The sequence below is a fragment of the Micromonospora sp. WMMA1949 genome, from assembly GCF_027460145.1.
GTDB lineage: Bacteria > Actinomycetota > Actinomycetes > Mycobacteriales > Micromonosporaceae > Micromonospora.
The window spans coordinates 3875126-3889807 of record NZ_JAPZBG010000001.1 but is presented as its reverse complement, the minus strand read 5'-3'; the positions used below and the strand labels follow the sequence as shown (position 1 = coordinate 3889807).

General features: G+C 73.6%; 19 protein-coding genes. 8 read left to right on the top strand and 11 right to left on the bottom strand.

Annotated features, from left to right (window positions below; all coding sequences use genetic code 11):
- Nucleotides 1–81 precede the first annotated feature (81 nt).
- Both O7607_RS18360 and O7607_RS18355 read right to left on the bottom strand, forming a co-directional pair.
- Complete coding sequence (locus O7607_RS18360; protein WP_269704457.1) at nt 82–1425, bottom strand: M16 family metallopeptidase; 1344 nt, start codon at nt 1423–1425, stop codon at nt 82–84.
- Nucleotides 1425–2714, bottom strand: coding sequence for a M16 family metallopeptidase (locus tag O7607_RS18355; protein ID WP_269704456.1), 1290 nt, complete (start codon nt 2712–2714; stop codon nt 1425–1427). Before O7607_RS18355 ends, O7607_RS18360 begins: the two co-directional genes overlap by 1 nt.
- A gap of 85 nt (nt 2715–2799) precedes the next feature.
- Between O7607_RS18355 and O7607_RS18350 the strand changes: the two genes are divergently transcribed.
- Nucleotides 2800–3513 (top strand): phosphodiesterase, encoded by a 714-nt coding sequence (locus tag O7607_RS18350; RefSeq protein WP_269704455.1) that lies wholly within the window; start codon nt 2800–2802, stop codon nt 3511–3513.
- Here the strand turns inward: O7607_RS18350 and O7607_RS18345 are convergent.
- Complete coding sequence (locus tag O7607_RS18345; RefSeq protein ID WP_269704454.1) at nt 3488–3709, bottom strand: hypothetical protein; 222 nt, start codon at nt 3707–3709, stop codon at nt 3488–3490. The two genes, O7607_RS18350 and O7607_RS18345, sit on opposite strands and share 26 nt — an antisense overlap.
- 253 nt (nt 3710–3962) lie before the next feature.
- Here O7607_RS18345 and O7607_RS18340 point away from each other — a divergent pair, with 253 nt between their 5' ends.
- The 3 genes from O7607_RS18340 to O7607_RS18330 are packed head-to-tail and all read left to right on the top strand — an operon-like array spanning nt 3963 to nt 5569.
- Nucleotides 3963–5060: a 3-deoxy-7-phosphoheptulonate synthase gene (locus O7607_RS18340; RefSeq protein WP_269707015.1), complete on the top strand. Its 1098-nt coding sequence runs from the start codon at nt 3963–3965 to the stop codon at nt 5058–5060.
- A 40-nt stretch (nt 5061–5100) separates the two neighbouring features.
- The gene (locus tag O7607_RS18335; protein ID WP_393262684.1) at nt 5101–5334 is read left to right on the top strand and encodes a hypothetical protein; all 234 of its coding nucleotides are present in this window, start codon (nt 5101–5103) and stop codon (nt 5332–5334) included.
- Nucleotides 5335–5359: 25 nt separating this feature from the next.
- The gene (locus O7607_RS18330; protein ID WP_269704452.1) at nt 5360–5569 is read left to right on the top strand and encodes a hypothetical protein; all 210 of its coding nucleotides are present in this window, start codon (nt 5360–5362) and stop codon (nt 5567–5569) included.
- Nucleotides 5570–5630: 61 nt separating this feature from the next.
- Here the strand turns inward: O7607_RS18330 and O7607_RS18325 are convergent, their stop codons facing one another.
- The 3 genes from O7607_RS18325 to O7607_RS18315 are packed head-to-tail and all read right to left on the bottom strand — an operon-like array spanning nt 5631 to nt 6815.
- Nucleotides 5631–6170 carry a DUF1360 domain-containing protein gene (locus tag O7607_RS18325; protein ID WP_269704451.1) on the bottom strand — a complete coding sequence of 180 codons (540 nt, stop codon included), beginning with the start codon at nt 6168–6170 and terminating at the stop codon, nt 5631–5633.
- Between the two features lie 34 nt (nt 6171–6204).
- The gene (locus tag O7607_RS18320; RefSeq protein ID WP_269704450.1) at nt 6205–6522 is read right to left on the bottom strand and encodes a hypothetical protein; all 318 of its coding nucleotides are present in this window, start codon (nt 6520–6522) and stop codon (nt 6205–6207) included.
- The gene (locus O7607_RS18315; protein WP_269704449.1) at nt 6522–6815 is read right to left on the bottom strand and encodes a DUF6158 family protein; all 294 of its coding nucleotides are present in this window, start codon (nt 6813–6815) and stop codon (nt 6522–6524) included. The genes O7607_RS18320 and O7607_RS18315 overlap by 1 nt, the downstream gene beginning before the upstream one ends.
- Before the next feature lie 124 nt (nt 6816–6939).
- Between O7607_RS18315 and O7607_RS18310 the strand changes: the two genes are divergently transcribed.
- Together O7607_RS18310 and O7607_RS18305 are read left to right on the top strand one after the other, a co-directional pair.
- Nucleotides 6940–7371, top strand: coding sequence for a hypothetical protein (locus O7607_RS18310; RefSeq protein ID WP_269704448.1), 432 nt, complete (start codon nt 6940–6942; stop codon nt 7369–7371).
- A gap of 25 nt (nt 7372–7396) precedes the next feature.
- Nucleotides 7397–7726 carry a DUF3817 domain-containing protein gene (locus tag O7607_RS18305; RefSeq protein WP_269704447.1) on the top strand — a complete coding sequence of 110 codons (330 nt, stop codon included), beginning with the start codon at nt 7397–7399 and terminating at the stop codon, nt 7724–7726.
- Between the two features lie 7 nt (nt 7727–7733).
- Here O7607_RS18305 and O7607_RS18300 read toward each other — a convergent pair whose 3' ends face one another.
- Nucleotides 7734–8252: a DUF6232 family protein gene (locus tag O7607_RS18300; RefSeq protein ID WP_269704446.1), complete on the bottom strand. Its 519-nt coding sequence runs from the start codon at nt 8250–8252 to the stop codon at nt 7734–7736.
- 415 nt (nt 8253–8667) lie between these two features.
- On the opposite strand from O7607_RS18300, the gene O7607_RS18295 reads away from it, so the two are divergent.
- Nucleotides 8668–9633 carry a C40 family peptidase gene (locus tag O7607_RS18295; RefSeq protein ID WP_269704445.1) on the top strand — a complete coding sequence of 322 codons (966 nt, stop codon included), beginning with the start codon at nt 8668–8670 and terminating at the stop codon, nt 9631–9633.
- Between the two features lie 72 nt (nt 9634–9705).
- Here O7607_RS18295 and O7607_RS18290 read toward each other — a convergent pair whose 3' ends face one another.
- The 3 genes from O7607_RS18290 to O7607_RS18280 form a co-directional block, all read right to left on the bottom strand.
- Nucleotides 9706–10695 (bottom strand): sigma-70 family RNA polymerase sigma factor, encoded by a 990-nt coding sequence (locus tag O7607_RS18290; RefSeq protein WP_030502256.1) that lies wholly within the window; start codon nt 10693–10695, stop codon nt 9706–9708.
- 473 nt (nt 10696–11168) lie between these two features.
- Nucleotides 11169–12116: an N-acetylmuramic acid 6-phosphate etherase gene (locus O7607_RS18285; protein ID WP_269704444.1), complete on the bottom strand. Its 948-nt coding sequence runs from the start codon at nt 12114–12116 to the stop codon at nt 11169–11171.
- Entirely contained in the window at nt 12113–13027 is a 915-nt protein-coding gene (locus O7607_RS18280) for a MurR/RpiR family transcriptional regulator (protein WP_269704443.1), read from the bottom strand. Before O7607_RS18280 ends, O7607_RS18285 begins: the two co-directional genes overlap by 4 nt.
- A 256-nt stretch (nt 13028–13283) precedes the next feature.
- On the opposite strand from O7607_RS18280, the gene O7607_RS18275 reads away from it, so the two are divergent.
- A complete protein-coding gene (locus O7607_RS18275) occupies nt 13284–13961 on the top strand; it encodes an SDR family NAD(P)-dependent oxidoreductase (protein ID WP_269704442.1) in 678 nt (225 codons plus the stop codon).
- Here O7607_RS18275 and O7607_RS18270 read toward each other — a convergent pair.
- Nucleotides 13946–14671, bottom strand: a complete 726-nt coding sequence (locus O7607_RS18270; RefSeq protein ID WP_269704441.1) for a dTMP kinase — start codon at nt 14669–14671, stop codon at nt 13946–13948. The two genes, O7607_RS18275 and O7607_RS18270, sit on opposite strands and share 16 nt — an antisense overlap.
- Nucleotides 14672–14682: the final 11 nt, after the last annotated feature.

Below are 14682 nucleotides of genomic sequence, written 5' to 3'. Positions count from 1 at the left end.
AGCCGGGCGGCACGGGTGGGAAACGTTTCCCACCGCGCGGATGCGGGGCGACGGGAATCACAGGCCCGCCGCCCCGCCCCGTCACGTGTGGTCGAGCACCTCACCGAGACCGCTGGCGACCAACTCGTCCCGGATGACCGCCGCGTCCCCCTCGATCACCATCGTCAGCGACTCCGGGTGCAGGTAGGTCGCGGCGGCGGCGGAGACCTCCTCGACGGTCGCGGCGAGCAGTCGCTCCCGCAGCCGCGCGTGGTAGTCGTCCGGCAGGTCGTGCACGACGAGCGTGCTCAGGGCCGCGGCGATCGATCGCGGACTCTGCAACTCGACCGAGAGCTGCCCGGCCCGCCAGGAACGCGCCACCTCGAGCTCGTCCTCGGTGACGCCGGTCAGCTGGGTACGCGAGATCTCGCCCACCGCCTCGACGAGCGCCGGGGCGGTCACCGCGGTCTGCACGCCGGAGTTGACCGCGAAGCGGCCGAACCGCCGGGACGAGGCGAAGTCGCCCCGGATCCCGTACGTGTAGCCGCGCACCTCGCGGATCAGGTGGTTGAGCCGGGACGTGAACGCGCCGCCGAGCACGGTGCCGGCGAGCGTCATCGGCACGTGGTCGGGGTGCGACCGGTGCGGGGCCGGATGACCGAGCCGCAGCGTGGACTGCACCGAGCCGGGCCGGTCCACCAGGACGATCCGCCGTTGCCCGGCCAGCGGCACGTCGATCGGGCCGCCGCGTTCCACGGGGCCACCGCCGGCACCGGCGAACGCCGTCGCGGCGAGCGCGTCCAGGTCGATCCGCTCCAGGTCACCGGCGACGACGAGCGTGCCGGGACGGATGAACCACTCCGAGTGGAAGACGGTGACGTCGTCCACCTCCAGCGCGGCCACGCTGTCCGGGTCGCCGTAGAGCGGCCGGCCCCACCGGTGCTGTGCGCCGAACAGCTCGGCCCGCAGCACCGCGTCGGCACGCGGACCGGGGTTGGCCCAGTCCATCCGCAGCGCTGTCGCCTCGTCGTCGCGGACCCGCCGCACGTCGGCCGGGTCGAGCCGCGGCGTACGGACCGCCTCGGCCAGCAGCTCCACGGCGGCGGTCAGCCGGTCCACCGGCACCTGCACGCTCACCTGGAACGAGTCCCAGTCCAGCCCGGTCGACAGCTCGGTGCCGAGCGCCTCGATGGCCAGCGCGTACGCGGTGGCGTCCCGCTGCGCGGTGCCCTCCTCCAGCGCCTTGGCCAGCACCGCGCCGAGTCCCTCCTTGCCGACCGGCTCCCGGCCCGCGCCACCGTCGAGCAGCAGCAACGCGACGGCGAGGTTCTGCCCGGGCAGGTGCGCGGCGACCACCTGGCCACCGGCCGCCGTCCGCCGGACCACCTGCGGGAACCGGTAGGCGCGGGCGGCGCCGGGGCCGGGACGGGTGGCGATCAGCGACATCAGTTCTCCTCGGGCACGTAGGTCAGGATCACCCGGTCGGCGGCGCCGAGCAGCTCGGCGGCCTGCTCGGCGATCTGCTCCGCGGTCACCGCGAGCCAGGCCGGCAGCCGGTCGGCCGCGCGGGCCGGGTCGCCGAGCTGGGTGGCGTACCGGCCGAGCGTGTCCGCCCGCCCGTCGACAGTGGACATCTGCCGCCACCACATGGTGGTCAGCAGGGCCTTGGCCCGGTCCAGCTCGGCGGCGGTCACCGGCACGGTCGCCAGCTCGTCGACCACGTCGGCCAGCCCGTCGCGCAGCCGCTCGGCGCTCACCCCGGGGCGGGCCGTGGCGGTGGCGATCAGCGGCGCGGGTGCGTGCGCCAGGTCCACCCCGTCCGCGCCGACCAGGTCCGGCTGGGCGATCCGTTCCCCGTCGGCGAGCCGCTGGTAGAGGCGGCTGCCCCGGCCGCTGCCGAGCACTGTGGCCAGCACCGTGGTCACGTCGTACCCCGGGGTGCCGAACGGGTGGGTGCGGTGCGCGACGTAGACGCGGGGGGCGGGCACGTCGGCGGTGACCGTCTCCACCGCCGGGCGGCCGGTGGCCGGCACGGTGCGGCCGTCCGGCGCAGCCGGGATGTCGGCCCGCGCGGCGAGGCCGCCGAAGTACTTGTCGGCGAGCGCGAACACCTCCGCGGCGGTGGTGTCGCCGACCACCGTGAGGACCGCGTTGTTCGGCGCGTAGTACGTGCTGTGGAACTCCTGGAAGGTGGCCAGGTCGGCGGCGTTCAGGTCGGCCATCGACCCGATCGTCGCGTGGTGGTACGGGTGCCCGGGCGGGTAGAGCAGCGGCAGCAGGCGCAGCCAGGCGTCACCGTACGGCACGTTCTCGTAGCGCTGCCGGCGCTCGTTCTTCACCACGTCGCGCTGGTTGTCCAGCGTCTCCTGGGTCAGCGCCGGCACCAGCCCGCCCATCCGGTCGGCCTCCAGCCAGAGCGCCAGTTCCAGGTGCTCGGCGGGGACCGTCTCGAAGTAGTTGGTCCGGTCCGGGTTGGTGGTCGCGTTGAGCGAGCCGCCGGCGCCCTGGATCAGCTTCATGTGCTCGGTCTTCGCCACGTTCACCGAGCCCTCGAACATGAGGTGCTCGAACAGGTGGGCGAAGCCGGTCTGTCCGGCCGGCTCGTGACGTGAGCCCACGTCGTACCAGAGGTTGACCGCCACGGCCGGGGCGGAACGGTCCTCGCTCACCACCACGCGCAGGCCGTTGTCCAGTCGGGTCGTCTCGATCGGCCAGGGGAAACCGCTGTCGGGCATGAGACGACGCTATCCGATCTCGGAGGCGCAGACGTGACGCGCGCGCCGGAGCATCGTCGGTGCGCGCCGGGGTACCCCAGCGGGCATGGCCGCCACCACATCCTCCGCCGTCGAGCGCGCCGCCGCCGCGCTGGCCCGGCTCCGGCACGCCCGGCTGCTGCACCCGGCCGGGCGCACGTTCGCCGGCGAGACCCGGATCTGGGGTACGCCGGGACCGCCGACCGGGGTGCCGCTGCTGGACTCCCCCGGCCGGTGGCCGGCCACGATCCGCCTCTCCAAGGGCGTGCCGACGCCGGGTGCCTGGCCGGACGTGCTGGGCGTGGCGGTGCGGCTGCACCGTGACCCGGAGCCGCCGGTGGACCTGCTGTGGAGTTCCAGCGGCGCCGCGCCGGTGCTGCGGAACCTGCCGCTGCCTCGGCGGCGCTTCACCGGGACGTACACGTCGATCATGCCGTTCCGGGCCGGCGCGCGGCGGCTGCTCCTGGCCGCGCTGGCCGACCCGGAGTCACCCGACCTGGGCCGCGGCCTGGCCGAGGCGGGCGCGGCGGTGGCCGGTGCCGAGCCCCGGCTGGTGCTGGCGGTGGCCTCGCCGGTGGGCCGGTGGCGGCCGTTCGGCGAGGTACGCCTCGACGACGAGCGCGGCGCCGCCGAGGACGCCGCGCTCACGTTCGACCCGATCGGCAACGTGCCGCCGGGGTTACGTCTGGCCGGCCCGCTGGCCCGGCTGCGGGACGACAGTTACCGGGGTTCCCGCCGGGCCCGGGGCGCCGGGCTCAGTCGGGAGGCTCGACGGGGGTGACGGTCTGCTCGGAGGTGCGGTGCTCCAGCACCGTGTCGGGGGCGGCGTTCTGGTCCGCCTCGCGGATGTCGGACTCGGCGAGGATCGCGTCGGCCTGCGCCTGGGCGTCGTCGCTGCCCGCCGCCGCCTCCTCCGGCAGCAGATGCGCTCGGGACTCGATCCGTTCCTGGTCAGTGGGGTCGTGGCTCGTGGTCATGGCGATCTCATACCCCGTGTTCCGCACTTCGGAACGACAGCGGGTTTTCCGGCGCGCGTCGGGTACGCTGGCCGACGTGACGCGGTCGTATCGATGGTTTAGGCAGCCGGCTGGAGGAGCCGGTGACTCGACCATGAGCTGACGTCACCACCTCTTCGAGCCGGCCGGGCAGGGATTGTTTCCCTGCCCTTTCGTATGCGAGCAGCCGGCTCGATCCCCCGGACCCGGCACGGGGGCACGGTCGGCGGAAGGAATCCCCACCGTGACCACCTCCCCGGACGCCCATCGCGTCATCGACCAGCGCATCGACCGTGTGGTGCCGCTGACCACCCCCGCCCTGCTGCACCACCACCTGCCCCTCGACACCCCGCTGGCCGAGGCCGTCGTGGCGGGCCGGCGTGCCGTCGGCCGGGTGCTGGACCGCGCCGACGACCGGTTGCTCGTCGTCGTCGGCCCCTGCTCCGTGCACGACCCGGCCGCCGCCCTGGAGTACGCGGGACGGCTGCGCGAGGCCGCCGCGCGGGTCGCCGACGACCTGCTCGTGGTGATGCGTGTCTACTTCGAGAAGCCGCGCTCGACGGTGGGCTGGAAGGGCCTGATCAACGACCCGGCGCTGGACGGCTCCGGCGACGTGAACACGGGCCTGCGTACCGCGCGGGCGCTCCTGCTCGACGTGCTGCGGCTGGGTCTGCCGGTGGGCTGCGAGTTCCTCGACCCGATCACCCCGCAGTACATCGCGGACACGGTGGCCTGGGGTGCGATCGGCGCGCGGACGGTGGAGAGCCAGGTGCACCGGCAGCTCGCCTCCGGGCTGTCCATGCCGATCGGCATGAAGAACCGCCCCGACGGCAGCATCGCCACCGCGGTGGACGCGATCCGGGCGGCCGGGGTGCCGCACGTCTTCCCGGGCATCGACGTCTCCGGCACGCCGGCGATCATGCACACCCGGGGCAACGCGGACGGGCACCTGGTGCTGCGCGGCGGTGGCGGCCGGCCGAACTACGACGCGGAGTCGGTGGCCGGGGCGCTGGAACTGCTGCGCGCTGCGGGCCTGCCGGAGCGGGTGGTGGTCGACGCCAGCCACGCCAACAGCGGCAAGGACCACCGCAACCAGCCGCTCGTCGCCGCCGACGTGGCCGCCCAGCTCGCCGCCGGGCAGCGCGGGATCGTCGGCATCATGCTGGAGAGCTTCCTGGTGCCCGGCCGGCAGGACCTGGACCCGACCCGGGAGCTGACGTACGGCCAGTCGGTCACCGACGCCTGCATCGGCTGGGACTCCACCGCCGAGGTCCTGGAGCACCTGGCCCAGGCTGTCCGGGCCCGCCGGGCCACGCTCCCGGCACCGGCCTGAGCGGGGTTGCGGCGAGTTTGACCGGTTCGGTGCCGGGTAGGTGGTCGGCGTGACCGATGACGCGCCCGTGACCGAGCAGCCCGACACCAGGCCGCTCGACGACCTGCTCGACGACATCTACCACGGCCAGGAGCGGATCACCCAGGCGGACATCTACCGCCGGGCGGTGGCCGCCGAACTCCCCGCGGAGCTGCTCACCCGGATCGCCGCGCTCCCTGAGGGCGAGTACGCGGCGGACGAGGCGGCCGATCTGCTGGGCGGCACGGTCGCCTGAGCCCCCGGAACCGAGAGGACGCGAGATGACCCACCACGACCGCGAGCACGAGCACCTGGAGGCGCTCGGCCAGCCACCGGAGGGCGTCGACACGCTGCCGGAGCCGGACTTCGCCAACGAGCACGACCGGACCGCCGTGGACCGGGAGGTCATCACCGGGGAGGACGAGGACGAGCGGGAGCCGGAGGCGTCGCGCGGCTGGGCCGGCGAGGACCACGGCACCACCCCCACCTGACGGTGGGAGACACGCGAAAGGGGGCCGGCGCCCGCGCGCCGGCCCCCTTCGTGTCCGCGTCTCACGCCTCGTGGCGACCACCCTCGGCCGCCTGCTGGGCGACCGCGTACCCCATCTGGAGGAAGTCGGAGGCGGCCACCGCGGTCAGCGCGGTGGCGACCAGGCGGGTCAGCCGGGGCGCCAGCACCAGGCCGCCGGTGAGCCCGGTGGCCACCCAGACCGCCAGGCAGAAGGGGCAGCTGACCAGTTCGCCGAGCGCGTGCCGGGTCGGGCTGCCCTCGTCGCGGACCTGTTCCATCACCTCGCCGCTGCCGATCGGGTGGTCGTAGCGGGTGAACGGCGCCCGCAGCGGGCTGGTGATCGCGTCCTTGGACAGCAGCCGGCTGAGCTTGTGCGTGGCGATCGAGAGCAGCACCACGTCCGCCGGCGTGGGCCGCTCGGGCACCGGCCGCCCGGTCGCCCGGACCAGGCCGACGAGCCCGGCGGTCACACCGGCGTACGTGCCCATCGCCTTCAGGTAGCCCTCCAGCGGCCGGTGCTCGTGCGGCGCGTACGCCTGGCGCAGGCGCGCCACCTTCTGCTTCAGGCCACTCCCGGTCAACCCGGCCTCCTCGTGCTCGTCGTGCGGGCCGGGCTCATCCGGCGGTCAGGTTGTCGGCCACCTCGCGGTCGAGATTGGCCAGGATCTCGTCGGCCAGGTCGTGGTCCGGCCCGGCCAGGTCCAGCCGCACCCGGGCGCCGCCCGCGTCGGCCGGTTCCACGTCGATCTCGGCGGACCAGTCCGCGGCGCTCCATCGGGCCCGCATGTCGTCGGCGTCGACGACCGCGACCCGGCAGGTGCCGGAGTTGCGCAGCCGCTCGGGCAGCCAGGCCGAGGAGCGGTCCGGATCAGTGGCGGTGTTGAACACCACCTCCGGCGGCGCGGACATGCCGCGCTCGGCGTGGCTGGCCATCAGGCGTCCCGCAGCCGGCTCGGGTCGACCTCCCGGCCGGGGTGCCGGGCCAGGTACTCCGTCTCCAGTTCGGCGGTGCGCCGCAGGTGGTTGGCGAGCGCCGAGTCGGTGGCGTGGCGCAGCGTGTCCAGCCGGGTGCGGTGCAGGCTCTGCATCTCCCGGACCAGGTCCTCGTCGCCCAGCTCCACCGGGTCCACCCCGAGCTGCTCGCTGTCGACGGTGCGGGCGTGATCGCCGTCCCACTCCGCGACCCGCTGTTCCGGGCTCGCGTCCCGGCGTACCGATTCGGTCATCGTCGCCCCCTCGTCTCGTTCGGGTTGGCACCTGTTCGGATGCCCACCGGGCGTGTCACCAAACCACCGCCCGGACTACGACGCCGTGTCGGAGACGCCCGGGAGTCCCGGTACTCTCGTGGGCATGGAACGGCTCTGGACACCGGCGTGGATCGTCCGCCACGTGGCCATGGTCGTGCTGGTGGCGGGTTGCCTCGGGATGGGCTGGTGGCAGGTCACCCGCGCCGCCGGGGGAAACGCGATCAGCTTCGGTTACGCGATCGAGTGGCCGGTGTTCGCCGGTTTCGTGATCTTCGTCTGGTGGCGTGAGGTCCGCCAGACGCTGCGCGCGACACCGCCGGGCGACGCGCAGCCGGCGGCCGATCCGGCGCCGTCGGCGGCTGCCGACGACGAGCCGGTCGCCACCACCCCGGCGGTACGCCGGCCGGTGCGCGTCGTGCGGGTGCCGGCCGCCCCGGCCGACGGGGCGGACGACGCCGAGCTGGCCGCCTACAACCGCTACCTATCCTGGTTGAACGCCAATCCGGGCGCCCGGCCCGGCGACTATCCCGGCTGAGGCCGGTGCGGAAGGACGGACGACGGTGGGCGGAGCCCTAACCCGGTACCGCGTGATCGCCTGGATCGTGGGCGTGGCGCTCGTGGTGCTGGTCCTGATCGGCATGCCGCTGAAGTACGGCTTCGACAACCCGAGCGTGGTCGGCGTGGTCGGCGTGGCGCACGGCTGGCTGTACATGGTCTATCTGGCGCTCACGTTCGACCTGTCCCGCCGGGCGAACTGGCCGCTGAAGCGGATGCTGCTGGTGATGCTCGCCGGCACCGTGCCGTTCGTCTCGTTCTACGCCGAGCGGCGGGTGAGCCGGTGGGTGGCCGCCGAGCAGCGGCCGCGTACCCCGGAGCCGGTCGCGGGCTGACCGCCGTTCACCGGGCCGGCCGCCACGGCTCGGCCGCCGGCGGGTCGGCCCAGCCGCCCAGCCGCGCCGCCTCCCGGGCCCGGCCCAGCGCGCGGGCGACCTGACCGAACTGCCGCTCGTCGTCGCTGCTGAACAGCAGCACCTCGGTGCCCCGCACCCGGCCCCACAGCTCGTACATCGGGGGCCGCACGCGGTCGCCGACCAGCACGAGCAGCATCGGCACCAGCCCGACCGCGCCGAGCAGGAGGTACGCCCCGGCGGTGAGCCGGTGCAGGCCGCCGGTGAATCCGAGCAGCAGGCCGACGGCGGCGATCATCGCGGCGGACACGGCGACCGCCCGGATCGCGAGCCGGTCGTGCGGCCCGCGGTCGGTCCGGAGCTGGGTGATCTCGGCCACCGGCCAGGTGTTGCGGCCGACGGTGAAGCGCTCGGCGGTGACGACAATCCCGGGCCGGGCGTAGAGCAGCCTGGGTGCGGCCGGTCGCGGCGAGCGGGGCGGCTGGGCGGCGGAGCGGTCGGTCTGCACGGCGGCCTCCCGGGACCAGGGATCCCGTGGTGGGATTTCCCGTCCGGGCTTCATTGTGTTGGCGTCGCGCCACCTGACCTCGGGGTTTCGGCTGTCGCAGGGTTGACCGGCCCGGCCCTGCCCGCCGGAAACAGAAAACGATTTCCGTCTTTGTCGTGACTTTGCCCGGCGCCGCCTGGCGACATCCGCCCAGAACGACGAATCGGGCGAGTCGCCTCATCCACCCACCGGCTCCCCCTCATTACTTTCCGCCACTTTGCCAACTTTCGCCCCTGCTTGAACTCCCGGCTACAGCGATCACGGGTTAGGTTGTCCAGGTCGGCCCGGTCGACAGCCGTCCACCCGGACGGCCCCGGGCCGGTGTCGCCGGGTCGCCGATGCGCCCGGCGACCGGTGGGAGAGGAGCTTTCCGCTCTTGTCGTCCTTACGGATGCTGCTCCGCTCGCTGGCGGTGGCCGGCCTCTCGGCCGCGCTGCTCGCCCCGGCGCAGGTGGCCCGGGCCGAGCCCACACCCGCCGAGCTGACGAAGCAGATCGAGAAGTCCTCGACTGAGCTGGAGCGAATCGTCGAGTCCTACAACAAGCTCAACGAGGACATCAAGGCCAACAAGGCCACTGCGGCCACGTTGGAGGCCCGGATCGGGCCGTTGCAGGAGCAGGCCGAACGCAGCCGCGCCGATGTGGGCGTGCTGGCCGCGACGGCGTACAAGACCGGTGGCATGCGCACCGCGGCGGCCCTGCTGGACCCGGGCGGCCAGGCCACGCTGCCGGAGCGGCTGGGCACGCTCGACCAGCTCACCCGCCAGCGTCAGCGCACCATCAACAGCTTCACCGAAGACCAGCAGCGGCTGATCGACCAGAAGACCCGCCTGGACGCCACGCTCGCCCGGGAGGCGGCGCAGGCCAAGCAGCTCAAGTCCGCGAAGACGCGGATCGAGGCGGACCTGTCCGACCTCTACGAGATGCGGCGCAAGGCGTACGGGCGGGCCAACGAGGCGCCCGGCAACCCCAGGTCGGCGGGTAAGCCCCCGGCCGTCTCCGGCGACGCCGGCGTGGCGGTGCGGTTCGCCTACGGCGCCGTCGGCAAGCCCTACGGCTACGGCCAGGACGGCCCCGGCAGCTACGACTGTTCCGGTCTGACGCTCGCCGCGTGGCGGGCCGCCGGGAAGTCGCTGCCGCACAGCGCGGCACGGCAGTGGGACGCCACCACGCGGATCAGCCGCAGCCAGCTGCAGCCGGGTGACCTGGTCTTCTACTCCGGGCTCGGGCACGTGGCGCTCTACGTCGGCAACGGCCAGATCATCGACGCGCCCAGCGCCGGGCGCAACGTCAGCAAGCGCGGCATGAACATCATGACGATCGCCGGCTACGGCCGGGTCTGAGCACCACGAGAACGGCGAACGGCCGGCGTCCCCCTGTCGGACGCCGGCCGTTCGCCGTCAATTGTTACCAGGTCAGGCCGCCTGGAGCCCTTCCGCGCGAGCCAGCTCACGCAGCCGGCCGAGGGCCTGGATCTCCAGCTGGCGGATCCGCTCCCGGGAGAGCGAGAACCGCGACGCGACCTCGGTCAGCGAGTGCTCGCGGCCGTCCTCCAGGCCGTACCGGGCCCGCATGATGCCCGCGGAACGGTCGTCGAGGTGGTTGAGCAGACCCTCGATGCGCTGCCGCTCCAGGCCGGTGAGGACGATCTCCTCCGGCGACGGCGCGTCGCTGTCGGCGACCAGGTCACCGAGGTTGGTGTCGCCGTCGTCACCCACCGGGGTGTCCAGCGAGACGGTGTCCTGCGACCAGCGGACCAGCTCGTTCACCCGCTCGACGGTCACGCCGAGCGCGGTCGCGATCTGCTCCGGCTCCGGGTCGCTGCCCAGCTCACGGGTGAGCTGCCGGGCCACGTTGCGCATCCGGTTGACGTCCTCGACCAGGTGCACGGGCAGCCGTACGGTCCGCTCCTGCTGGGCGATCGCCCGGCTGATGGCCTGGCGGATCCACCAGGTCGCGTAGGTGGAGAACTTGAAGCCACGCTCGTAGTCGAACTTCTCGACCGCCCGGACCAGGCCGGTGTTGCCCTCCTGGATCAGGTCCAGCATGGGCATCCCGGAGCGCACGTAGCGCCGGGCGATCGACACGACCAGCCGCAGGTTGGCGCGAATGAAGAGGTCCTTCGCGCGCTCACCCTCGACGACCAGCCGCTCCAGGTCCTCCCGGTCGACGCCGTCGGGGATGCGCTCTTCGTCGAGCAGGTGCTCGGCGTAGAGGCCCGCCTCGATCGCCTTGGAGAGGTCGACCTCCCGGGCGGCGTCGAGCAGCGGCGTCCGGGAGATCTCGTGCAGGTAGACGCCGACCAGGTCCCGCTCCTCGGCGACCTCGTCGGTACGCATGCCGATGTTCTTGTCCACGATTGCCACGGTCCCCTCGCTCGCGCCGGTTGCCCGGTTCCTTGCCATCCCCACGTTCATCAGCCCTCCCCGTAACCTCCGCTGTGCCCGTAGGTGCTGACACCTACACAACAGATGTGACGCGTCGGGGATTCCATGTCGTGAGTCGAAACTGTCACGAATGCCTGAGTAGTAGCTGAGAGCCCGGTCCATGTTTCCTGTTACCGGCCCGGTTCGGGCGGCTCGCGGGCGCCGTTCTCGGCACGCGCCGGAGCTGCGAAATCGCCGTTCGCCCATGGAATGGCACCATTGCCTGATCCATGAACACAGCGAGCCGCGTCACCGAGTCGTTGCGATCCTGGTCACTGCGAGATACGCGCCTGCGGACCGGTCGGTTCAGCCATGCTCAAGGATTACCCTCCGCCTCGTTGAACAATCCGGGCGGGAGGAGTCGTCCCCCTCCCGCACGTGATACGCGTCGCACCCGCCTGACGGATGCGCCGGGCGGGTGGATCGAGGCGGGACGGGCGGGGCCGGAACGGTCAGGAGGCGAGCAGGGCGAGCGCGCCGCGTACCTGGTGGGCGGAGCGGGCCAGCGCGGCCCGGGCGGCGGGCACCTCGGCGCCGGACACCAGCGCGACGAGCGCGGTCTTGAGGTCGCCGTCGGCCTCCCGCAGGGCGACCCGGCACACCTCCTCGGCGCAGCCGGTGGCCTCCACGAGAATCGAGATCATGCGGCCGCGGAGTTTGGCGTTGGTGGCCACCATGTCGATCATCAGGTTCGAGTAGACCCGGCCCAGACGCACCATCACGGCCGTGGAGAACGTGTTGAGCACCAGCTTCTGCGCGGTGCCGGCCTTCATCCGGGTCGACCCGGTGACCACCTCCGGCCCGGTGTCCACCCCGATGAAGACGTCCACCGACGCGGCGGCCTCGGCCTCCGGATTCGCGCAGAGCAGCACCGTACCGGCCCCCTGCGCCCGGGACGCGGCGAGCGCCCCGAGGACGTACGGGGTGCGCCCGCTGGCCGCCAAGCCCACCACCAGGTCGCCGGGGCGTACGCACTCGCCGGCCTCGGCGGCGCCGCCGCGCTCGTCGTCCTCGGCGTCCTCGACGGCCCGCCACATCGCGTCCGGGCCACCGGCCAGGTGCGAGCAGAACCAGTGCCGCGGCGAGTTGAACGTGGGCGCCAGCTCGGCCGCGTCAAGCACACCGAGGCGACCGGAGGTGCCGGCCCCGAAGTAGTGCACGCGGTGCCCGTCGCGCAGCGCGGCCACGGCCAGGTCGACCGTCTCGGCGATCTCGTCCAGCACCGCGGCGACCGCGGCCGGCACCCGCCGGTCCGCCTCGTTGATCACGGTGAGCACGTCCCGGGTGGACATCAGGTCGAGGTCGACGCTGTGCGGGTTGCGCCGTTCGGTCGGCGCGCCGACGCGCACCACCGGCCGGATCGCCGCCACGCCGTCGCGTTCCACCCGGCCCGCCGTCATCCCCGCCTCCGACCGGGACCGACCCGGCGCGACTTGACCGCCTCGGCGGTGGCTTCAAGCGCCTTCTTGGTCCGGGCCCGGCTGCGGGCGGCCACCCCGACGAAGAGGCAGTCGACGACGGTGAGCTGGGCCAGCCGGCTGGCCGTCGCGCCGGAGCGGTACGTCGTCTCCCGGGCCGCGGTGGTGAGCACGTGGTCGGCGACCTCGGTGATCGGCGAGCGCGGGAAGTTGGTCAGCGCCACAGTGGTGGCGCCGCGCGCCCGCGCCTGCTCCAGCACCTCGATGACGTCGGAGGTGGTGCCGGTGTGCGAGATGCCGACCGCGACGTCGCCGCGCCCGAGCAGGGCGGCGGAGGTGAGCGCGGTGTGCACGTCCGGGAAGTAGAACGCGATGCGGCCGATGCGGTGCAGCTTCTGCTGGAAGTCGGAGGCGACGAAGCCGCTGGCGCCCGCGCCGTAGACGTCGATCCGGCCGGCCGCGCCGATCGCCTCGACCACCTGCTCGCAGACCGCCGGGTCGAGCTGCTCGGCGGTCTCCTCGACGGCGCGGGCGTCGTTGAACGCGATCGTGGCGATGATCTGGGCGAGATCAGCACCCGGCGGGATGTCGCCACCGACCACTCGCGCGTCCGGCGGCTCGATCCGGCGGGCGGCCTCGGCGGCGAGCCGGATCCGCAACTGCGGGTAGCCGTCCATGCCGACCGAGCGGCAGAAGCGGATGACTGTCGCCTCGGACGTCTCGGCGGCGGTGGCGAGGTCGGTGATCGTGCGCCGGGCCGCATCCGCCGGATCGGAGACGACCAGCCGGGCCACCCGCTGTTCGGCCGGGGACAGCGAGGGCAGCAGGCCGCTGATGTGGACGATCAGTCCACCGGGCTCGTGACTCGCAGAAATCTTCGAACTCTTCGCCACGGATGAAACTTACTTTCAGCAGGCCCGAGCGTCAACCATGACACCGCGTATCGGGAAATTTACCGTCTTCCGTGCCTGCCCCGGACCAAGGATCCCATTGTCGCAGCCCGCCCGCCTCATCCGCTCCGGTCGAGTCACTCCTGCCGCCCGACGTACCGGTCCGCCGTCGCGCGGCCGGGCCTGCCTGGTCGGCCTCGACCGGGCGGGCCGGACGGCCCACCGGCCCGTCGGCGGGGCGGTTGGCTAGCGTGTGTCCATGACGGAACGCACGGTGCTGGTGACCGGAGGCACAGGTGGGCTCGGCGGCGCGGTCACCGCCGCCTTCCTCGACGCCGGCTGGCGGGTGGTCGTACCCCAGCGGGAGCCCGGGACGGACGACGGCCCGGTCCGGGTCGTGGCCGACCTGCTGACCCCCGACGGGGCCGCGCGGGCGGTCGAGGCGGCGACCGCCGAGCCGGCCGCGCCGCTGCGCGCGGTGGTCAACCTCGTCGGCGGGTACGCCGCCGGCGGCCTGGTGCACGAGACACCGGTCGAGGACTTCGAGCGGATGCTGCGGCTCAACCTGCGCCCGACGTACCTGGTCACCCGGGCGGCGCTGCCGCACCTCGTGGCGTCCGGCGACGGCGCGGTGGTCTGCGTCTCCGCCCGGGCGGCGGTCTCGCCGTTTCCGGGCGCCTCCGGCTACGTCACCGCCAAGGCCGCGGTACGGGCGTTCGCCGAGACGGTGGCGGTCGAGTACCGGCAGCGCGGCGTGCGGTGCAACACGGTGCTGCCGAGCGTCATCGACACCCCGGCCAACCGTGCCGCCCAGCCCGACGCGGACCACGGACGCTGGGTGCCGCCGGCCGAGATCGCCGCGGTCATCCGCTTCCTGGCCTCCCCCGAGTCCGCGCCCACGAGCGGCGCGAGCATCCCGGTCTACGGACGGGCCTGAACCGGCACCGGCCCGTCCCGCCCGCCGACCGGGCGCGGCGGGCCGGCCGGCGCCGGGCCGGGACCGGCGGACGGGTCGTCGGGCAGCCACTCGCTCAGGTGCGCCCGGATCCGGCGGGCCACCTCCTCCGGCGGGCCGTTGCCGTCCACCACCACGAAGCCGGCGTACTCCGGCAGCGCCCGGTAGGCGTCGGCCGCGGCGGTCAGCCACGCCATGCTCTCGTGGTCGGTGCCGCGCCGTTCGATCCGGCGGTACGCCTCGGCGGGGTCGACGGTGAGCAGGAACGTCACCCGGGGCGCCGGGAAAATCCGGTACCCGGCCCGGGCCAGCCGCTCCCACCGCTGCCCGCCGTGCGCCCGGATGCTGGCGTACTGACAGGCGGACCACCTGTCCATCACCGCGGTCCGGCCGGTCACCAGGCAGCTGAGCAGCGCGAGCGCGATGGCCAGCCACCGCAGCACCGACTCGACGACGAGCAGGCCGCCGCGCCCGACGAGCCGCTGCGCGTCCGGACGGCCGACCCGCTGCGCGACGCGGCCGAGCCAGCGGCGGCCACCGGCGTTGCGGTGGTAGGTGGCGGGAAGGCCGGCGGCGGTGAGCGCCTGGGCGAGCCGGTGTGCCTGGGTGGTCTTACCTGAGCCGTCGATGCCGATCAGGGCGACGGCACGCAGTCGGGCCCTGCCCCGCCGCGTCCGCAGTGAGCTGGCCACCCTCCCGAGGT

Bases quoted from the DNA above. Each gene is read 5' to 3' on its own strand.
- O7607_RS18360 (WP_269704457.1), bottom strand. From the start codon at position 1,425: ATGTCGCTGATCGCCACCCGTCCCGGCCCCGGCGCCGCCCGCGCCTAC.
- O7607_RS18355 (WP_269704456.1), bottom strand. From the start codon at position 2,714: ATGCCCGACAGCGGTTTCCCCTGGCCGATCGAGACGACCCGACTGGAC.
- O7607_RS18350 (WP_269704455.1), top strand. From the start codon at position 2,800: ATGGCCGCCACCACATCCTCCGCCGTCGAGCGCGCCGCCGCCGCGCTG.
- O7607_RS18345 (WP_269704454.1), bottom strand. From the start codon at position 3,709: ATGACCACGAGCCACGACCCCACTGACCAGGAACGGATCGAGTCCCGA.
- O7607_RS18330 (WP_269704452.1), top strand. From the start codon at position 5,360: ATGACCCACCACGACCGCGAGCACGAGCACCTGGAGGCGCTCGGCCAG.
- O7607_RS18320 (WP_269704450.1), bottom strand. From the start codon at position 6,522: ATGGCCAGCCACGCCGAGCGCGGCATGTCCGCGCCGCCGGAGGTGGTG.
- O7607_RS18315 (WP_269704449.1), bottom strand. From the start codon at position 6,815: ATGACCGAATCGGTACGCCGGGACGCGAGCCCGGAACAGCGGGTCGCG.
- O7607_RS18310 (WP_269704448.1), top strand. From the start codon at position 6,940: ATGGAACGGCTCTGGACACCGGCGTGGATCGTCCGCCACGTGGCCATG.
- O7607_RS18290 (WP_030502256.1), bottom strand. From the start codon at position 10,695: ATGGCAAGGAACCGGGCAACCGGCGCGAGCGAGGGGACCGTGGCAATC.
- O7607_RS18285 (WP_269704444.1), bottom strand. From the start codon at position 12,116: ATGACGGCGGGCCGGGTGGAACGCGACGGCGTGGCGGCGATCCGGCCG.
- O7607_RS18275 (WP_269704442.1), top strand. From the start codon at position 13,284: ATGACGGAACGCACGGTGCTGGTGACCGGAGGCACAGGTGGGCTCGGC.